This window comes from Actinoplanes auranticolor (assembly GCF_018332655.1).
Lineage (GTDB): Bacteria > Actinomycetota > Actinomycetes > Mycobacteriales > Micromonosporaceae > Actinoplanes > Actinoplanes auranticolor.
This window is the reverse complement of sequence record NZ_BOQL01000087.1, coordinates 1-15,680: the sequence shown is the minus strand read 5'-3', so window position 1 is coordinate 15,680 and position 15,680 is coordinate 1. Positions and strand designations below refer to the sequence as shown.

The 15,680-nt window shown below is 72.9% G+C and carries 14 protein-coding genes; 5 read left to right on the top strand and 9 right to left on the bottom strand.

Translation table 11 applies throughout. The features are described from left to right. Nucleotides 1-6: 6 nt before the first annotated feature. Both Aau02nite_RS43985 and Aau02nite_RS43980 read right to left on the bottom strand, forming a co-directional pair. The gene (locus Aau02nite_RS43985) at nucleotides 7-984 is read right to left on the bottom strand and encodes a zinc-binding dehydrogenase (protein ID WP_307857985.1); all 978 of its coding nucleotides are present in this window, start codon (nucleotides 982-984) and stop codon (nucleotides 7-9) included. Between the two features lie 46 nt (nucleotides 985-1,030). Continuing rightward, on the bottom strand, nucleotides 1,031-1,561 hold the full coding sequence (locus Aau02nite_RS43980) for a GrpB family protein (protein WP_212994647.1): 531 nt from the start codon (nucleotides 1,559-1,561) through the stop codon (nucleotides 1,031-1,033). Between the two features lie 41 nt (nucleotides 1,562-1,602). On the opposite strand from Aau02nite_RS43980, the gene Aau02nite_RS43975 reads away from it, so the two are divergent. Together Aau02nite_RS43975 and Aau02nite_RS43970 are read left to right on the top strand one after the other, a co-directional pair. Next, nucleotides 1,603-2,502 (top strand): LLM class flavin-dependent oxidoreductase, encoded by a 900-nt coding sequence (locus Aau02nite_RS43975; RefSeq protein WP_212994646.1) that lies wholly within the window; start codon nucleotides 1,603-1,605, stop codon nucleotides 2,500-2,502. A gap of 91 nt (nucleotides 2,503-2,593) precedes the next feature. Next, nucleotides 2,594-3,223, top strand: a complete 630-nt coding sequence (locus tag Aau02nite_RS43970) for an NADPH-dependent FMN reductase (protein WP_212994645.1) — start codon at nucleotides 2,594-2,596, stop codon at nucleotides 3,221-3,223. Between the two features lie 3 nt (nucleotides 3,224-3,226). Here the strand turns inward: Aau02nite_RS43970 and Aau02nite_RS43965 are convergent, their stop codons facing one another. From Aau02nite_RS43965 to Aau02nite_RS43945, 5 genes are all read right to left on the bottom strand, one after another. Further along, nucleotides 3,227-3,517 carry a DUF1905 domain-containing protein gene (locus tag Aau02nite_RS43965; RefSeq protein ID WP_212994644.1) on the bottom strand — a complete coding sequence of 97 codons (291 nt, stop codon included), beginning with the start codon at nucleotides 3,515-3,517 and terminating at the stop codon, nucleotides 3,227-3,229. A gap of 163 nt (nucleotides 3,518-3,680) precedes the next feature. Beyond that, the gene (locus Aau02nite_RS43960) at nucleotides 3,681-4,424 is read right to left on the bottom strand and encodes a LamG-like jellyroll fold domain-containing protein (RefSeq protein ID WP_212994643.1); all 744 of its coding nucleotides are present in this window, start codon (nucleotides 4,422-4,424) and stop codon (nucleotides 3,681-3,683) included. Nucleotides 4,425-4,489: 65 nt separating this feature from the next. Then, entirely contained in the window at nucleotides 4,490-4,870 is a 381-nt protein-coding gene (locus tag Aau02nite_RS43955; protein WP_212994642.1) for a DUF6401 family natural product biosynthesis protein, read from the bottom strand. Between the two features lie 118 nt (nucleotides 4,871-4,988). Beyond that, nucleotides 4,989-8,918, bottom strand: coding sequence for an ATP-dependent RNA helicase HrpA (gene hrpA, locus Aau02nite_RS43950; RefSeq protein WP_212994641.1), 3,930 nt, complete (start codon nucleotides 8,916-8,918; stop codon nucleotides 4,989-4,991). Between the two features lie 74 nt (nucleotides 8,919-8,992). Beyond that, the gene (locus Aau02nite_RS43945) at nucleotides 8,993-9,778 is read right to left on the bottom strand and encodes an aldo/keto reductase (RefSeq protein WP_438841235.1); all 786 of its coding nucleotides are present in this window, start codon (nucleotides 9,776-9,778) and stop codon (nucleotides 8,993-8,995) included. A 147-nt stretch (nucleotides 9,779-9,925) separates the two neighbouring features. On the opposite strand from Aau02nite_RS43945, the gene Aau02nite_RS43940 reads away from it, so the two are divergent. After that, nucleotides 9,926-10,291 (top strand): response regulator, encoded by a 366-nt coding sequence (locus tag Aau02nite_RS43940; protein ID WP_212994640.1) that lies wholly within the window; start codon nucleotides 9,926-9,928, stop codon nucleotides 10,289-10,291. Here the strand turns inward: Aau02nite_RS43940 and Aau02nite_RS43935 are convergent. Both Aau02nite_RS43935 and gsmA read right to left on the bottom strand, forming a co-directional pair. Continuing rightward, nucleotides 10,224-12,569, bottom strand: coding sequence for an ATP-binding protein (locus Aau02nite_RS43935; protein ID WP_246595899.1), 2,346 nt, complete (start codon nucleotides 12,567-12,569; stop codon nucleotides 10,224-10,226). The genes Aau02nite_RS43940 and Aau02nite_RS43935 overlap by 68 nt on opposite strands. Nucleotides 12,570-12,634: 65 nt before the next feature. Beyond that, nucleotides 12,635-13,768 carry a sporangiospore maturation cell wall hydrolase GsmA gene (gene gsmA / locus Aau02nite_RS43930; protein WP_212994638.1) on the bottom strand — a complete coding sequence of 378 codons (1,134 nt, stop codon included), beginning with the start codon at nucleotides 13,766-13,768 and terminating at the stop codon, nucleotides 12,635-12,637. 237 nt (nucleotides 13,769-14,005) lie between these two features. Here gsmA and Aau02nite_RS43925 point away from each other — a divergent pair, with 237 nt between their 5' ends. Together Aau02nite_RS43925 and Aau02nite_RS43920 are read left to right on the top strand one after the other, a co-directional pair. Then, the gene (locus Aau02nite_RS43925) at nucleotides 14,006-14,953 is read left to right on the top strand and encodes a phosphatase PAP2 family protein (protein ID WP_212994637.1); all 948 of its coding nucleotides are present in this window, start codon (nucleotides 14,006-14,008) and stop codon (nucleotides 14,951-14,953) included. 14 nt (nucleotides 14,954-14,967) lie between these two features. Continuing rightward, a complete protein-coding gene (locus Aau02nite_RS43920) occupies nucleotides 14,968-15,552 on the top strand; it encodes a general stress protein (RefSeq protein WP_212994636.1) in 585 nt (194 codons plus the stop codon). The last annotated feature ends 128 nt before the right edge of the window (nucleotides 15,553-15,680 follow it).

The window sequence follows — 15,680 nt, the reverse complement described above, 5'->3', positions numbered from 1 at the left end:
CCGCCTCTATCGGCGGGTCAGCAGCGTCTTGCCGATCGCGGTCCGGTCCTCGATCGCGGCGTGCGCGTCGGCCGCGCGGTCCAGCGGGAAGGTCTGCCCGATCAACGGCCGGAGCCGCCCGGCCGCCGCCTCACTGAGCGCGGCGGCGGCGTAGTGCCGGAACTGCTCCGGCCCGAACTGCACGCGCTCGATGCCGGTCACCGTGACACCCGCCGGGACCGGATCGCCGTGACCGACGAAGGAACCCGCGGGCATGCCGTGTCCCGAGAAACGGCCACCGGGCGAAACCAGGGCGAGGGCCGCCCGCCCGTACGCACCACCCGCGCCGTCCAGCACCACGTCCACGCCCCGGCCGCCGGCACGCACCTGCCCGGTCCAGTCCGGAGCGGAGTAGTCCACCACCAGGTCGGCGCCCAGCGGCCCGAGCCGCTCGAGTTTGCGCGCACCCCGGGCCGCCGCGACAACCTCGGCGCCGGCCGCGTGCGCCAGCTGGACCAGCAGCGCGCCCAGCCCGCCCGCGGCGGCCGTGATGAGCACCCGGTCCCCCGCTTCGACGGCGACGATGTCCATGAGCCCCAGCGCGGTGACACCGTCGTGCAGCAGCGCCGCCGCGTCGGTGAGGGCGACCGCGTCCGGCACCGGGATCAGCCCCTCGGCCGGCACGAGCGCCCGCTCCCCGTAGCCGCCGGGCGGTCCGGTCCGCGTCACCACCCGGCGCCCGGCCCACGCGGGGTCGACACCGGCACCGACCAGCGCCACCGTGCCGGCGACCCCGCTACCGGGCCGGTACGGCGGCCGCACCGGGAAGTAGTCCCCGCCCTGCCCCTTGCGGATCATGGTCTCGACCCACAGCACGTCCGCCGCGGCCACCTCGACCACGACCTCACCCGGACCGGGCACCGGATCCGGCGCGTCCACCGCGACCAGCACCTCGGGCCCACCGAACCGGGTCACCTCGACCACCCGCACTCCGACCACCTCCACTCGACAACCAGCCGGGTAGAGGTTCCAACCTCAACGCGGCTCGAGGTCAAGCGCGTCGCCGGAGCAGCTCCGTGATGAAGGGCGCTTTGCCGGCCCGGTACCGGGGCCGGTCCCGGTCGTCCGCCGCGGCCAGGGCTGCCTTGAGGCGGGCGTATGCGGCGGCGTCCTCCGGGTGGTCACGCAGGTGGTCCCGGAACGCGAGCAGCTGCGGCCAGTCCGGCGACCGGTCCTCGACGATGTGCAGGTGGTGGGTGCGCCACGCGATCGACGGAAAGCAGCCGGACCACTTCCGGCGTCCGGCGTCGCCGGGCTCGGGCGCGTGCACCCAGCCGATCCGCGCCAGCGCGCCGATCAGGCCGCTGCTGCGCTCGTAGTCGTCGATACGGGCCAGCATGTCGATGATGGGCTTGGCGGCGAGCCCGGGAACGGCGGTGCTGCCGATGTGCTCGACCCGGCCCACGAGCCAGGGCCGCAGCGCCGCCTCCACGCGGACCCGCTGGCCGGCGAACGAGACGGGCCACTCGTCGCGGTAGGGCACGACGGCGATCGGGTCCCGGCGCGGCTCGGGCTGCGGCATCGGTCCAGCCTAGAACCGGCCGCACTGCATAGACTCGCGCGATGTCCGCACATCACTTCACGGCCCGGCCGCGCATCGGTGTCATGTTCGACCGGGACCGGGCGCCCGAGGAGCTGGCCGCGTTCGCCGCGGGCGTGCAGGAGGCGGGCGCCGACGACCTGTGGGTGGTCGAGGATCTCGGCTGGGCCGGCTCGATCAGCTCCGCCGCGGTCGCCCTGGCCGCCACCGACACCCTGCGGGTGGGCATCGGCATCGCCCCGGTGGCGCTGCGCAATCCGGTCCTGCTGGCCATGGAGCTGGCGATGCTCGCGCGGACCTATCCGGGACGCCTCGTGCCCGGGCTGGGCCACGGGGTGGCGGAATGGATGCGGCAGGTGGGCGCGGAAGCCACCAGCAAGCTGGCGCTGTTGGAGGAGACCATCGTCGGGGTACGCGCCCTGCTGAGCGGCGAGACCGTCACTAGCCACGGCCGGGAGGTGACCCTGGACGGCGTCCGCCTGGTGCACCCGCCGGCCGAGGTCCCGCCACTGGTCACCGGGGTGGTTCGGGCGAAGTCGCTGGAGTTGTCCGGGCGCGTCGCCGACGGGACGATCCTCGCCGAGGGCATCGGCCCGGACCGGATCGCCGCTTCCCGGGAGCACATCGAGCGTGGCCGCGCCGCCGGTGACCGCCCGGATCACGAGCTGATCGTCTTCGTCTATCTGCACGTGGAGGACGACGCCGGCCGGGCCGCCGCGGCGACCCGGGACATCCTCGCCACCCAGGCCGCCTGGCTGGGCGCCGAGCCGGCCGAGCTGTTCACGCTGATCGGGCCGGCCTCGATCGTGCCGGACCGGGTGGCGGCGTTGCGGGCCGCCGGTGCGGGCACGATCGTGCTGCGTCCGCTGGGTGACGCGCCGCTGGATCAGGTCCGCCGGGTGCTCGCCGCGCTGCGGGGCTGAGCCGGGGGCGTGAACTGAGCCACATGATCGACGGACGCCGACCCCGCCGCGTCGCGGCCGGAACGTGAGGGTCCGGCCTTATCGTCTCGGCATGACGCGCATCCTGCTGATCACGGGCGGCACCAGCGAGGGTTCGCTGCACACCGCCGCCCTGCGGACAACGGCGCGATCCGCTCCGGCGGACCTCACCGCCACGCTCTACGACGGCCTGCGGACGCTGCCGGCGTTCGTGCCCGGGGAACAACCGGTGCCTGAGGCTGTGGCCCGGCTGCGCGACGAGGTGGAGGCCGCGCAGGCACTGCTGTTCAGCACCCCGGAGTACGCCGGTTCGCTGCCGGGCAGCCTCAAGAATCTGCTGGACTGGCTGGTCGACGGCGGCGACCTCAACGGCAAACCGGCGGCCTGGCTCTCCGTGGCCGCCCCCGGGCAGGACGAGAGTGCGCTCACCGCGCTGCAGACCGCCCTGAGTTACGGCAACGCCCGGCTGCTGCGTCCGGCCTGCATCCGGGTGCCGCTCGATCCGGCCGCGGTCGACGCGCACGGGCTGGTCACCGATCCGCAGCTGCACCGGGCCGGGCAGGACATCCTGCGGGCGCTGGTCCGGTCGGCCGAGGCTCCGCGGCCCCGCGCGCAGCCGTCCTGGCAGGCCTATTCGAGCGTCTTTCCCGTGGTCATGCGGCGCGACGCGACCACGCCGCGGGGCTGGCGGGCGCCGTCGTGACCCTCAGCCCCGGTCGCGGACGGCGAGCCGCACCGCGACGGTGACCCCTTCGTCGAGCTCCTCGGCCTGCCGGACATGGGCCTTAACCGGCAGGACGTACCGGCCGTCCTTGGGCCACAGCGAGGTCTCCCAGGCGGTGCCGCCGATCCGTGCGACCACCGGGATCATCCCCCAGCCGTAGCTCGCGTACGACCAGGAGCGCAGCGTGGCGCACTCCGGCTCCGGCACCGTCACGAAGTACCACGGCGCCGGCCCCCGCCAGTACCAGACGTCGCCGGTGAACTGCAGATCCATGTCCGGCATGATGGCAGAGCGGTGCGACAGGTCCCGGCCACGGCGGACAGGGGCCGAACCTTGCCGGGTCCGGTCCCCTGCCCTGCGCGGTGGATGGCGGTCAGGCCGGCCCAGCCAGTGACCTGCCTGACCGCCGCCGCGTGTCCGCGCCGGGCGCGCCGGGTCAGCCCAGGCGGGCGTACACGTCGTCGAGCTGGCCGTGGTACATGTCGCTCTTGGCGTTGAAGTTGGGGCCGCCGATGCGCAGCGGCAGGTTGTTGGAGATCGACAGCGTGGCCGGGACGGCGAGGCGGCCGCGCTCCTGGCCGTCGACGTACACGCTGAGGGTGGCGCCCGAGCGCTGGCACATGACGGTGTGCCACTTGGCGTCGGCGACACCGACGCTGCTGCGGACCAGGTAGACCTTGGCCGACCCGCGGCCGACGACGGCGCACTGGGCCCGGCCCCGGGTGGCGCCGATCTGCATCTTCCACTGGCTGTCAGTGTCCACGACGCCCTTCTGGACGACGTTGGAGGAGCCGGTCACCTGGGCCCGGGTGAGGCGGACCGAGGCGCCCCAGCGGAACGTGCGGGTGCCGGGGTCGAGGTCGGGGTCGTCGGTGCCTTCGAGCAGCGCGCGCGGGCAGGTCTTCGCGGTGGCGGCGCAGGCGGCGGGGAAGGACGCGTCCTTGTCCGCGGTGGTGCCGGTGAAGGTGACCCGGCCCTGGTCGGCGGTGCGGACCGTCAGGGCGCTCCCGCGGCCGGAATTCTCGGCGACGCGACCGGTGGCGCTCACACCCGCGTCGAACGAGTACCGGGCGACGGTGACCGGTGCGGGCGCTGCCGGCGGTGCGGCGAGCGCGGGCGAGGTGGCGGCGATGCCCGGCAGGGCCGTCATCGCGAGGGCTAGGGAGGCGGCGAAACGCATAGGACAAAAGGTACGGAATATTCTTTACTTCGCGGGCATCGTCGGGTCGGCGTTTCGGGTGATCTCTACAGCAGACCGGCCGATTCGGCGATCATGCAGACGGCCACCAGGCGCATCAGGTGCCACTCGGCCGCCAGCCATGCCGTGCCCGACACGTACGCGTGGCCGGCCTCCGGCACTGGGCGACCCATCCGCACGGCGGCCGCGAGGATCGACTTGGCGTAGACGGCCAGCCCTTCGGCGTCGACCGCGCGGCCGGCGTCGCGCAGGGCGTCGCGCACCGCGGCGGCGTGCTGGTCGACCTGGGCGAGCAGGCCGGCGTCGCCGAGCGCGGCGGCGAGGCCGTCGACCCCGACCCGCGCCATCATCTCGTCCAGCAGCGCGCGGGCCGGGTCGGCGGCGGGAGCGGTGGAAACCGGGGCGAAGGCCAGGAATTCGTTCGTCATGGGAAGGACGCTAGGGCCTCGCACCACCGGTTGACAGCCGGGTAACCGAACGGCACCCGACCGCTGCCCGGGACGCACCCCGCAGCCGGAGAAACGACCCCGAAAGGTACAGCAGACCTTATCCGGGCAGCTGATCCATGGCCTTGAAGATCCGCTTGTCCGACACCGGGTACGCGGTGCCGAGAGCCTGGGCGAAGAAGTTGATCCGCAGCTCCTCGATCATCCAGCGGATCTCCCGCAGGCCCTCGTCGGCCGGGCCGCCCACCGGCAGCTCGGCGCGCAGCTCGCGGTACTCCCGCTCGATCTCGTGCACCTGGCTCATCAGCTGCCGGTCCCGCGGGAGGTTGCCGGCCAGGCGGTCCAGGCGGTGCGTGATGCCGCGCAGGTACCGGGGCAGGTGATGCAGCTGCTTCCAGCCGGTCCCGGTCACGAAGCCGGGATGCACCAGGCCCTTGAGCTGCTGCCGGATGTCGGCCAGGGCCGGCACCAGGGCCGGATCGCGGGTGCTGCCGAGGCGCTGCTCGACGTCGTACGCGGTGGCCAGCACGGCGCGCACGTGGGTCACCACGTTGGCGACCGCGTCCACCAGATCGGCGCGGACCTCCTCGCGCAGCTTCGTGAACGCCTCCTTGTCCCAGGCCGGACCGCCGGCGTCGGCGACCAGCTTGTCGACGGCCGCGCCGGCACAGTCGTCGAGCAGGTCGGCGATCGAGCGGTACGGGTTGCCCCGGGACAGCTCCAGCTTCGCCCGGTTGTCCAGGCGGCCCTGCAGGAAGCGGGCAGCCGGCGGCAGGGTGAGCAGCAACAGCCGCCGGGTGCCGGCCCGCATCGCCTCCCGCTGCTCGGCCTCGGTCTCGAAGACACGCACCGCCACGCTGTCGCCCTCGTCGGCCAGCGCCGGATAGACGGTGACCTCGTAACCGCCGCGGACCTGGGCGATCGAGCGGGGCAGCTTGCCGAAGTCGTTGGTGGTGATGCCGCGGCGCTCGATGGCCCCGGCGGCCGCGGAGATGGTCGCCTGCACCTTGGGCGCCAGGCTCGCCCGCAGCACGTCGAGGTCGCGACCCTGACCCACGACGGCACCGTCCTCGTTGACCACCCGGAAGTTGATCCGGAGGTGGTCGGGGACCTGGTCGGGCCGCCAGGCGTCGCGCGGCACCACCGTGCCGGTCAGCCGGCGCAGCTCGTCGCCGACCGCGTCGGGCAGCGCGCCACGCCGGGCCGGAATGCGGCTGAGGACCGCCTCGGCCCAGTCCGGCACCGGGACGAAGCTGGTCCGCAGCTGCTTGGGCAGGGCCCGGATCAGCGCGATCACGACGTCCTTGCGCAGCCCCGGCACCGACCAGCCGAAGTCGTCGGCGTCGAGCTTGTTGAGCAGCGGCAGCGGTACCTGCACGGTCACGCCGTCGGCCGCCGCGCCGGGCTCGAACTGGTAGGTCAGCGGCAGCCGGACCCCGTCGACCAGCCAGGCGTCCGGGTACGCCCCCGGGTCGACGGCGTCGCGGCCGGCGTTGACCAGCAGCTCCCAGGTGAACGTGAGCAGGTCGGGAGTCTCGTGACGGGCCTTCTTCCACCACGCGTCGAAGTGCCGGGCGGAGACCACGTCGGCGGGGATCCGGGCGTCGTAGAGGGCGAACACGGTCTCGTCGTCCACCGCGATGTCCCGGCGGCGGGCCCTGTTCTCGATCTCCTCGATCCGGGCCAGCAGCTTGGTGTTCTCCGCGAAGAACTTGTGGTGGGTCTCCCAGTCGCCCTCGACCAGCGCGTGCCGGATGAACAGCTCACGGCACATGGCCGGATCCACCCGGGAGTAGCCGACCTTGCGGCGCGGCACGATCGGCAGCCCGTAGAGGGTCACCTTCTCGTACGCCATCACCGCGCCCAGCTTCTTCTCCCAGTGCGGCTCGCTGTAGCTGCGCTTGACCAGGTGCGGCGCCAGCTTCTCGGCCCACTCGGGCTCGATCCGCGCGTTCACCCGGCCCCACAGCCTCGAGGTCTCAACCAGCTCGGCCGACATCACCCAGCGCGGCTGCTTCTTGAACAGCGCCGAGCCGGGAAAGATCGCGAACTTGGCGCCGCGGGCGCCGAGATACTCGCGCTTGTCGGTGTCCTTGAGGCCGATGTGCGAGAGCAGCCCGGCGAGCAGGGCCGTGTGCACCGGCTGGGCCCCGGCGAGCTCGTCGCGCTCGGTGAGGGTGAGCCCGAGGGTACGGACCACCTGCCGCAGCTGCGAGTAGATGTCCTGCCACTCGCGGACCCGCAGGTAGTTGAGGAACTCGCTGCGGCACAGCCGGCGGAACTGGTTGCCGGACAGCTCGCGCTGCTGCTCACGCAGGTAACGCCAGAGGTTGAGGTAGCTGAAGAAGTCCGATTCCTTGTCGGCGAACCGGGCGTGCTTCTCGTCCGCCTGCTGCTGCTTGTCGGCCGGGCGCTCGCGCGGGTCCTGGATGGACAGCGCGGCGGTGATCACCATGACCTCGGCCAGGCAGTCCTGTTCGTCCGCCTCGATGACCATGCGGGCCAGCCGCGGGTCGACCGGCAGCTGGGCCAGCTGGCGGCCCAGCGGGGTGAGCTTGCGCTGCTCCAGCGCGCCGAGCTCCTCCAGCAGCTTCACGCCGTCGGTGACGTTGCGCTTGTCCGGCGGGTCGATGAACGGGAACGCGGCCAGGTCGCCCAGCCCCAGCGCGGTCATCTGCAGGATGACCGAGGCGAGGTTGGTGCGCAGGATCTCCGGTTCGGTGAACGCCGGCCGCGCCTCGAAGTCCTCCTCGGAGTACAGCCGGATGCAGATGCCGTCGGAGGTACGCCCGCAGCGGCCCTTGCGCTGGTTGGCGCTGGCCTGCGAGACCGCCTCGATGGGCAGCCGCTGCACCTTGAGCCGGCTGCTGTAGCGGGAGATGCGGGCCGTGCCGGGGTCGATGACGTAGCGGATGCCCGGCACGGTCAGCGAGGTCTCGGCGACGTTGGTGGCCAGCACGACCCGGCGCCCGGTGTGCCGCTGGAACACCTTGTGCTGCTCGGCGGCGGAGAGCCGGCCGTAGAGCGGGACGATCTCGGTGTTCTTCAGATCGCGTTTGTTGAGGGCGTCGGCGGTGTCGCGGATCTCGCGCTCGCCGCTGAGGAAGACCAGGATGTCGCCGCTGCTCTCGCGGCCCAGCTCGTCGACGGCGGCGGCGATGCCGTCCACCTGGTCGACCGGCTCCTCGCGGCCCTCCCCCTCATCGTCGTCGCCGGTCGACTCCACCAGCGGGCGGTAGCGGACCTCGACCGGATAGGTGCGCCCGGAGACCTCGATCACCGGGGCGGGACCGCCCGGACCGGCGAAATGCTCCGCGAAGCGCTGTGTCTCGATGGTGGCCGACGTGATGATCAGCTTGAGATCGGGGCGCTTGGGCAGCAGCTGGGCCAGGTAGCCGAGGATGAAGTCGATGTTGAGGCTGCGCTCGTGCGCCTCGTCGATGATCAGCGTGTCGTAGCGGCGCAGCATCCGGTCGTTCTGGATCTCGGCGAGCAGGATGCCGTCGGTCATCACCTTGACCATGGTCTCGTCGGTGACCTGGTCGGTGAAGCGGACCTTGTAGCCGACCGTCGAGCCCAGCGGCGTGCCCAGCTCCTCGGCGATGCGCTCGGCGACCGTGCGCGCGGCGATCCGGCGGGGCTGGGTGTGTCCGATCTGGCCGCGGACGCCCCGGCCCAGCTCCAGGCAGATCTTGGGCAGCTGGGTGGTCTTGCCCGAGCCGGTCTCGCCGGCGATCACCACGACCTGGTGGTCGCGGATGGCGGCCAGGATGTCCTCGCGGCGCTGGCTGACCGGCAGCTCGTCGGGATAGGTGATCGGCGGGACGGCGGCCAGGCGGGCCGCGCGCCGCTGCTCGGCCTCGGTCACCTCGGCGGCGATCTCGGTGAGCACGGCGGCCCGCGCGACCTCGTCGCGGATCCTGCGGGTGCCCTCGATGCGGCGCTGGAGCCGGCGCTCGTCGCGCGGCAGCAGCTCGGACAGGCGGCGGCGGAGCTCGGCGAGGTCCGGGCTGACGGGTGTGACAGACATGGCGCGTCAACAATAGGCAGATCCGGCCCGGAACGCCCGGTGATTAACGCCGCCGTCGCGTCACACCGGCGCGGTCACACCCGGGACAGCCCGTCGATCTGCGTCATCTCCTCGTCGCTGAGCAGCAAGCCGTCGATCTGCGCGTTGCGGGCGATCCGCTCCGGGGTGGCGCTCTTGGGGATCACCACGATCTCGTGCTGCACGTGCCAGCGCAGCACCACCCGGGCCGGGTCGACGCCGTGCGCGGTGGCGATCCGGGTCAGCACCGGGTCGTGCAGATCGGTGGTCTTGAACGGCGAGTAGCCCTCGACCACGACACCCCGCTCGCGGTGCTCGGCCACCAGCTTGGCGTCGTACAGCTTGGGACCCCAGCGGATCTGGTTGACCGCCGGTTTCTCGCCGGTGGCGGAGATCAGCTCGTCGATGTCCTCGGTGCCGTAGTTGCTGACCCCCACGGCCCGGGCCCGGCCCTCGTCGCGGGCGGTCAGCAGCTCACGCCACACCTGCACCGATTTGCCGCGCCGCGGTGGCCAGTGGATCAGCCACAGGTCGACGGCGTCCAGGCCCAGCGCGGTGAGGCTGGCGTCCAGGGTGGCCCGTTCCTTCCCGGCCCGGTCCGGCGGCAGCTTGGTGGTGATGAAGACCTCGTCGCGGGGCACGCCGCTGTCGCGCAGCGCCCGGCCGACCTCGGCCTCGTTGCCGTACATGGTGGCGGTGTCGAGGTGGCGGTAGCCGGCCTCCAGCGCCTCACGCACCGCGTCGTACGCGGCGCTCCCGCGGATCTGCCAGGTGCCGAAGCCGAGCAGCGGCATGTCGACCGGGCCACCCAGCGGTACGGAGGGAATCGTCATGCCCTCCATCTTGCCCACGCCGCGCCGGATCAGACCTCGATGTTCGGCCCCGGCCGTGATCCGGACCGGGCCTGCCCGTTTCCCGGCGGGCGTCTCGTTCGGTAACTCTGCCGACAGGTTCCGGCCGGGCGTCCGGCCCTGAGAGACCGAGGTGCCATGATCGTCGTCGCAGAGGACCACGAGGACATCCGGTTCGTGCTCCAGCGCGCTCTGGAGCGGGCCGGCCATCAGGTCGTCGTCGCCGGCGACGGCGCCGCGGCCCTGGAAGCGGTCCGCAAGCATCGCCCGGACATCGTGGTGACCGACGTCGACATGCCCCGGATGACCGGGCTGGACCTGTGCCGGGCGATCCGCGCCGACGCCGGGCTCAAGCACATCCCGGTGGTGCTGGCCAGCGGTTCCATGCTGCCCGGGGACGAGCGGGCGGCGGAGGTCGGTGCGAACGCGACCCTGCTCAAGCCGTTCCTGCCCGCTCAGCTCCTGGCGTGCGTGGCGGCACTGCTGCCGCCGCGGCCGGCCTGACCCCGGACAGCGGCGCGGGCGTCGACTCCTCGACGGCCGCGCGCTCGGCCAGCGCCCGGTCCAGGGCCGCCCGATCTCCGGCCGCCTGACCGGTAGCGGGTGCGGTGACCGCGAGCGGCAGGGTGAAGTGGAAACGCGTACCCCCGCCGGGGTTGTCGGTGACGCCGATCGTGCCGCCGTGGCGCTCCACGATCCGGCGGCAGATGGCCAGCCCCAGACCGGTGCCGGCATAGCCGGCGGCGGTGCCGGCCCGGTGGAAGGACTCGAAGATGTTCGGCTTGTCCTCGTCCGGGATGCCGATGCCACGGTCAGCGATCTCGATCCGGGTCCAGCCCGGCGGTCCCGGCTGGGCGGTGACGTCGATGCGGGGGTGCCGGCCCGCCGGTACGTACTTGAGGGCGTTGCCGATCAGGTTGTCCAGCACGTGGCGCAGCATGGCCGCGTCGGCGTGCACGTCGGGCAGCGGCCCGACGTAGAAGTCGGGCGGCGGGCCACTTGCGCGCGGGCCGGCCAGGCGTTGCTCGATCACGTCGGCGACGAGTGGGCCGAGCCGCACGGTACCGAGCTTGAGCGGCGCGTCCCGCGAGGTCGTGTAGGCCAGCAGGGTGTCGATCAGCGCGGCCATCCGGTCGACGCTGTTGGCGATCCGGTCCAGGGCGGTACGCGCCTCGAACACCTCCGGGCCCTCGGGCGCGTCGGCGAGCTCGTCCGCCGCGGTCTCGCAGTGCCCCCGGATCACCGAGAGCGGCGCCTTGAGGTCGTGCGCGACCACCCCGGCGAAGACGGCCAGGTCGGTCTCGTAGCGGCGCAGTTCGGTGATGTCGTGGAAGACGGCGACGGCACCGTGGCGCCCGGCGGCGTTCGCGTCCAGGGGCCGGCCGTCCACGCTGACCAGGAGGCCGTCGGGGCGGTGCGAGTTGCGGATGATCATCTCGACACCGTCGGAGGACTCCCCGCGCAGGGCCCGGACCAGCGGCATCTCCTCGACCGGGAACGGCGTGTGCCCGTCGGGACGGAACAGACCGTAATGCTGCTGCCACTCCCCCGGCCCGTCGACGTCTTCCGGGACACCGAGCAGCGCCTTCGCCGCCGGATTGTGCAGCAGGAAGGCGCCGGACTCGTCGACCACGCCGACCCCGTCGCCGAGACTGGCCATGATCGCGCCGAGCAGCCCGGCCTGGCGACGGCTCTCGGCCTCGGCGGTCCGCAGCTCCTCGGTCGCCACCAGCACCTGGGCCCGGGCGCGGGACCGGCCGGTGGCCAGGATCCACACCAGGCAGGCCAGCATGGACGTGATCGACAGGCCGCCGGCCAGCACGATCAGCGGCAAGCTGGTGTGCGCGCCGGGCAGGTTGCGCGAGTCGGCCGCGGTGACCAGCGTCCACTGCCGGTCGGCCACCGGGAAGGTCGCCTGCCGGACCAGGTCCCGCCCGCCCGGCGCGTCGTAAGCGGCCACCCGCACCCGCCGCCCGTCGCCGTTGGTGGCGTACAGCTCGCCGTCGAGCAGTCCCTGGCTGGCGGCGCCCAGCACGCCGCCGAGGAAGTCCTGGCCGCGCAGGCCCAGCGCCACCCAGCCCTGGAACTCGGGGAACCGCCCGGGCAGCGTGGCGGAGGCGAAGACGGGGGCGGCGAACAGGAACGACAGCTGCTGGCGGTCCGGCGGGATCCCCCGGTCGCGCAGCAGCACGTAGGTGTCGGAGACGGCGGGCCGGCCGGTGCGGCGGGACTCGACGAGCGCGGCGGTGCCCTCGGCGGACGACGCCACGTCGATGCCGGCCGTGGCCGGCGTGCCGTTGTTCAGGGTGCGCTGGAAGATCGAGAAGTAGTGCTCCGCATGGGTGCCGTTGGGGGCCAGCCGCAGCCCGGTGGCCCCGCGGGCGCGCCAGAACGCCTCGGTCCGGGCGACGGCCTCGGTACGTGCCGGCACCACGAAGGCGACGGTGCTGACACCGAGCAGGCCGGCGCTCTCCAGCGGGGCCGACGCGGCGGCGAAGTCTGTCGCGGTGATCCGGATGTTGGTGCCCAGTCCGGCCGCGACCGCCTGCAGCAGGCTGCGGTAGCGCCCGGCCTCACCCGCGACGGCCCCCCGGGCCACCGAGGTGCGCTGGTCCATCACCCGGGCGGCGCTCTCCCGCTGGTCGGAGCGCAGGGTGCCGGCGGTGAGCAGGGTGGCGGTACAACCGACGACGAGCACGGTGGCGGCCAGCAGCGGGCCGACGAAGCGTCCTGACCACGCTCCGGTCGCGCCGTCTCGCACCCTGGCCCCGCGACTCCCCACCGAACGGAGCATAAGACGCGGATCACCCCCGCCGACGAGGTTCCGCCGACGGGGGTGAGAACGCTTCACTTCCAGGTGTCGTACTTGTACAGCTTGTGGGCGGCCATGATGCCGGTGACCTTGGTGTAGTAGTTCGGGTCGGTCGCGTATCCGGCCTTCCACACCGCCCAGATGAACTTGTTGGCGTCCCTGGTGTGCGCGAACGCCCCGGCGTAGCGGCTGTTGACCCGCAGGAAGCTGCCGTGGTCGCGGAACGAGTGCGACTGGGTGGCGTACGTCCGGAAGCTCGCCGAGGTGGCGAAGCAGGTGCCCGCCTTGGTGCACTCGTTGGTCCGGTAGACGTGGCAACCGTTGGCCAGCTTGCCGTAGCTGCCGTTCTGGCACTTGATGCCGAAGTAGTTGCGGTCCACCGAGGCCAGACCGCTGCGGCCCCAGCCGGACTCGAGGATGGCCTGGGCGATGGTCACCGACGGCGGGACGCCGTACTCGCGCCAGCCACGCTGCGCGCCGGACACCGAGGCCGCGATGAACTCGGCCGGGGTGAGCGTCACCGACGGCGCCGGGGTCGGGGAGCCCGCGCACACCGGCAGCGGGCCGGAGTAGACGTAGGCGTGCGAGATGTAGGAGCCGGTCGGCGTGCGGTCCCACTGGTTCGTCGAGCGGACCGTGCCGGCCACGTGCTGACCGGTGACGGCGCAGGTCAGGTCGATCTTCGCGCCGCTGGCGACCGTACCGGTGACCGACTCGGTGGTGGCCGAGCCGGAGCGCAGGTTCACGCTGCCGTCGGTGCTCTTGACCGTGCCGGTGACGTACCGTGCGGTGCCGGAGGTCTTCTTCTTCACCGGTACGGCCGTCGGCGAGCTCACGGCACAGCGCGGCAGCGAGCGGGCCGCCTTCACGTAGCCGTGCGAGACGTAGCGGCCCGTGCCCAGCCGGTCCCAGGAGGTGGTGGTCCGCAGCGAGCCCTTGACCTTCTGGCCGGGCACGTAGCAGGCCACGGTGACCTTCTGCTTGTTGCGGACCGTGCCGACCACCTTGGCGGTCAGCGAGGGCCCGGAGCGCACCTTCAGCGTGTTCCCGACGTGGATGGTGGCGGACACTCCGGCCGCGTGGGCGGCGCCTGGCGCCACGATCAGCCCGGCTCCGAGCGCGGCCAGCAGCAGCGGCGCGGTGAGCAGTCGGCGGGCGGTGTGCAGCATGAACATCCCCTTCATCGCGGCCGGTGTCTGCGTTTCGGCGTCTGTTCGAAGGTCGCGAAGCGCCGTTGCGGGTCCGGGCTGCGAGCGGGTGCATCCGGGTTGCCGGGGACGGAGATGTGCTCGGTGGGGCCGCTGACACGGCAGGGGGCTATGATCCGCGGCGCGGACGTGCTTGAGATGTGACTCGTCTGGGCAAAGCGGAACCGCCCACTCGTGACGTACTGGAGGACACCGCCGATGACGGCCCTGGCATCCCGCCCCGCCGAGAGCGCGGACCCCGCGCCGGCCGACCGGCCCGGCCGCGGTTTCTGGCACGTGGTCGGCCACGCGTTCGTCGCGCTGCTCGCCGCGGCCGGCGTGGCCGGGGTCTACCTGGCCTGCGTGCGTACCCCGCTCGGGCAGAGCGTGGACACGCTGATGATGCAGGGCGCCGACGTGCAGCACGAGCGCGTGGTGCAGGTGCTGGACCGGGCGCTGAACGGCACCACCCTGGCCAGCCTGGTGCTGGTCTGCGTGGCCGCGGCGGCGATCGGCTTCATCCGCCGCCGGGTCGACCTGGCCCTGGCCGCCGGCCTGCTGGTGATCGGGGCCAACGCCAGCACCCGGCTGTTCAAGAACTACCTGCCCCGGCCCGACCTGGACGGCTTCCCCGCGCCCAACTCGTTCCCGAGCGGGCACACCACCGCGGCCGCCTCGGTGGCGTTCGCGCTGATCCTGGTGCTGCCGTTCGCGATCCGCGGCACGGTCGCGCTGATCGGCGCCGCCTACGTGACGATCATCGCGATCGCCACCGTCTGGGCCGAGTGGCACCGCCCGAGCGACACCGTGGCCGCCCTGCTGGTCGTGCTGGCCTGGGGCGCGGGCGCGTCCGCGCTGGTCCGGGCCCGGCGGGCGCGGATCCCCGGCGTCACCGCCCGGCCGAACCGGCTGGCGATGCTGCTCTTCGGCGGCATCGGCGCCCTCAGCGCGACAGCCGGCCTGCTCGGTATCGGCGCGGTTGTGCTCTCCGAGCGCGTCACGCCGGACCTGGTCTCCGGCCGTTTCGCCTTCTTCGCCGGCGCGGCGGCCATCACGGCCGCGGTCGCCGGGGTCTTCGCGATCTGGGTACGGCTCGCCGCCGGTGACCGGCCGGTGGATTCCGCGCCCACCCTGGCGTCCGCGCATCCCGCGCCGGCCGCCGACTGAGGAGGTATCCCGCCATGACCGCCCCTGAGAACCCGCACACCACCCCACCCGCCACCGGCGGCGCTGTTCCGCCGGGTCCGGCCGGCGTCCCGGCCGTGCCCGCCGCTGACCCGGCCGCCCGCGCGACCACCGGTGCTACGGCCGTACCGACCGTGTCGGTGGCCACCTACCCGGACTACGCGCTGGCCCAGCAGGCCGTCGACTACCTGTCCGACAACCAGTTCCCGGTCGAGAAGACCAGCATCGTGGGCACCGACCTGCGCCTGGTCGAGAACGTGCTGGGCCGGATGACCACGGTGCGGGCCGCGCTCGCCGGCGCGGCCAGCGGCGCCTGGTTCGGCCTGTTCATCGGCCTGTTCCTCGGCATCTTCAGCGACTCCAACTGGTTCGGGCTGATCTTCGTCGGCCTGCTCATCGGTGCGGCCTGGGGCGCGATCTTCGGCGCCATCGCCCAGGCGATGACCGGCGGGCGCCGCGACTTCACCTCGCGCAGCTCGCTGCAGGCGAGCCAGTACGCGGTGGTGGTGGAGGCGGAGGTCGCCGACGGCGCCCGTCAGCTGCTCACCCGGCTCAACTGGCAGAACAGCGGCGCTTCCTGAGCGCACGGAAAAGCGCCGTCCCCGCGGGGACGGCGCTTTTCTGTGGTCCGCGACCTGCCTACAGCATCGGCTGCAGCTCGCCCCGCAGCTTGGTCAGCGCCCGGGCCAGCAGGCGGCTGACGTGCATC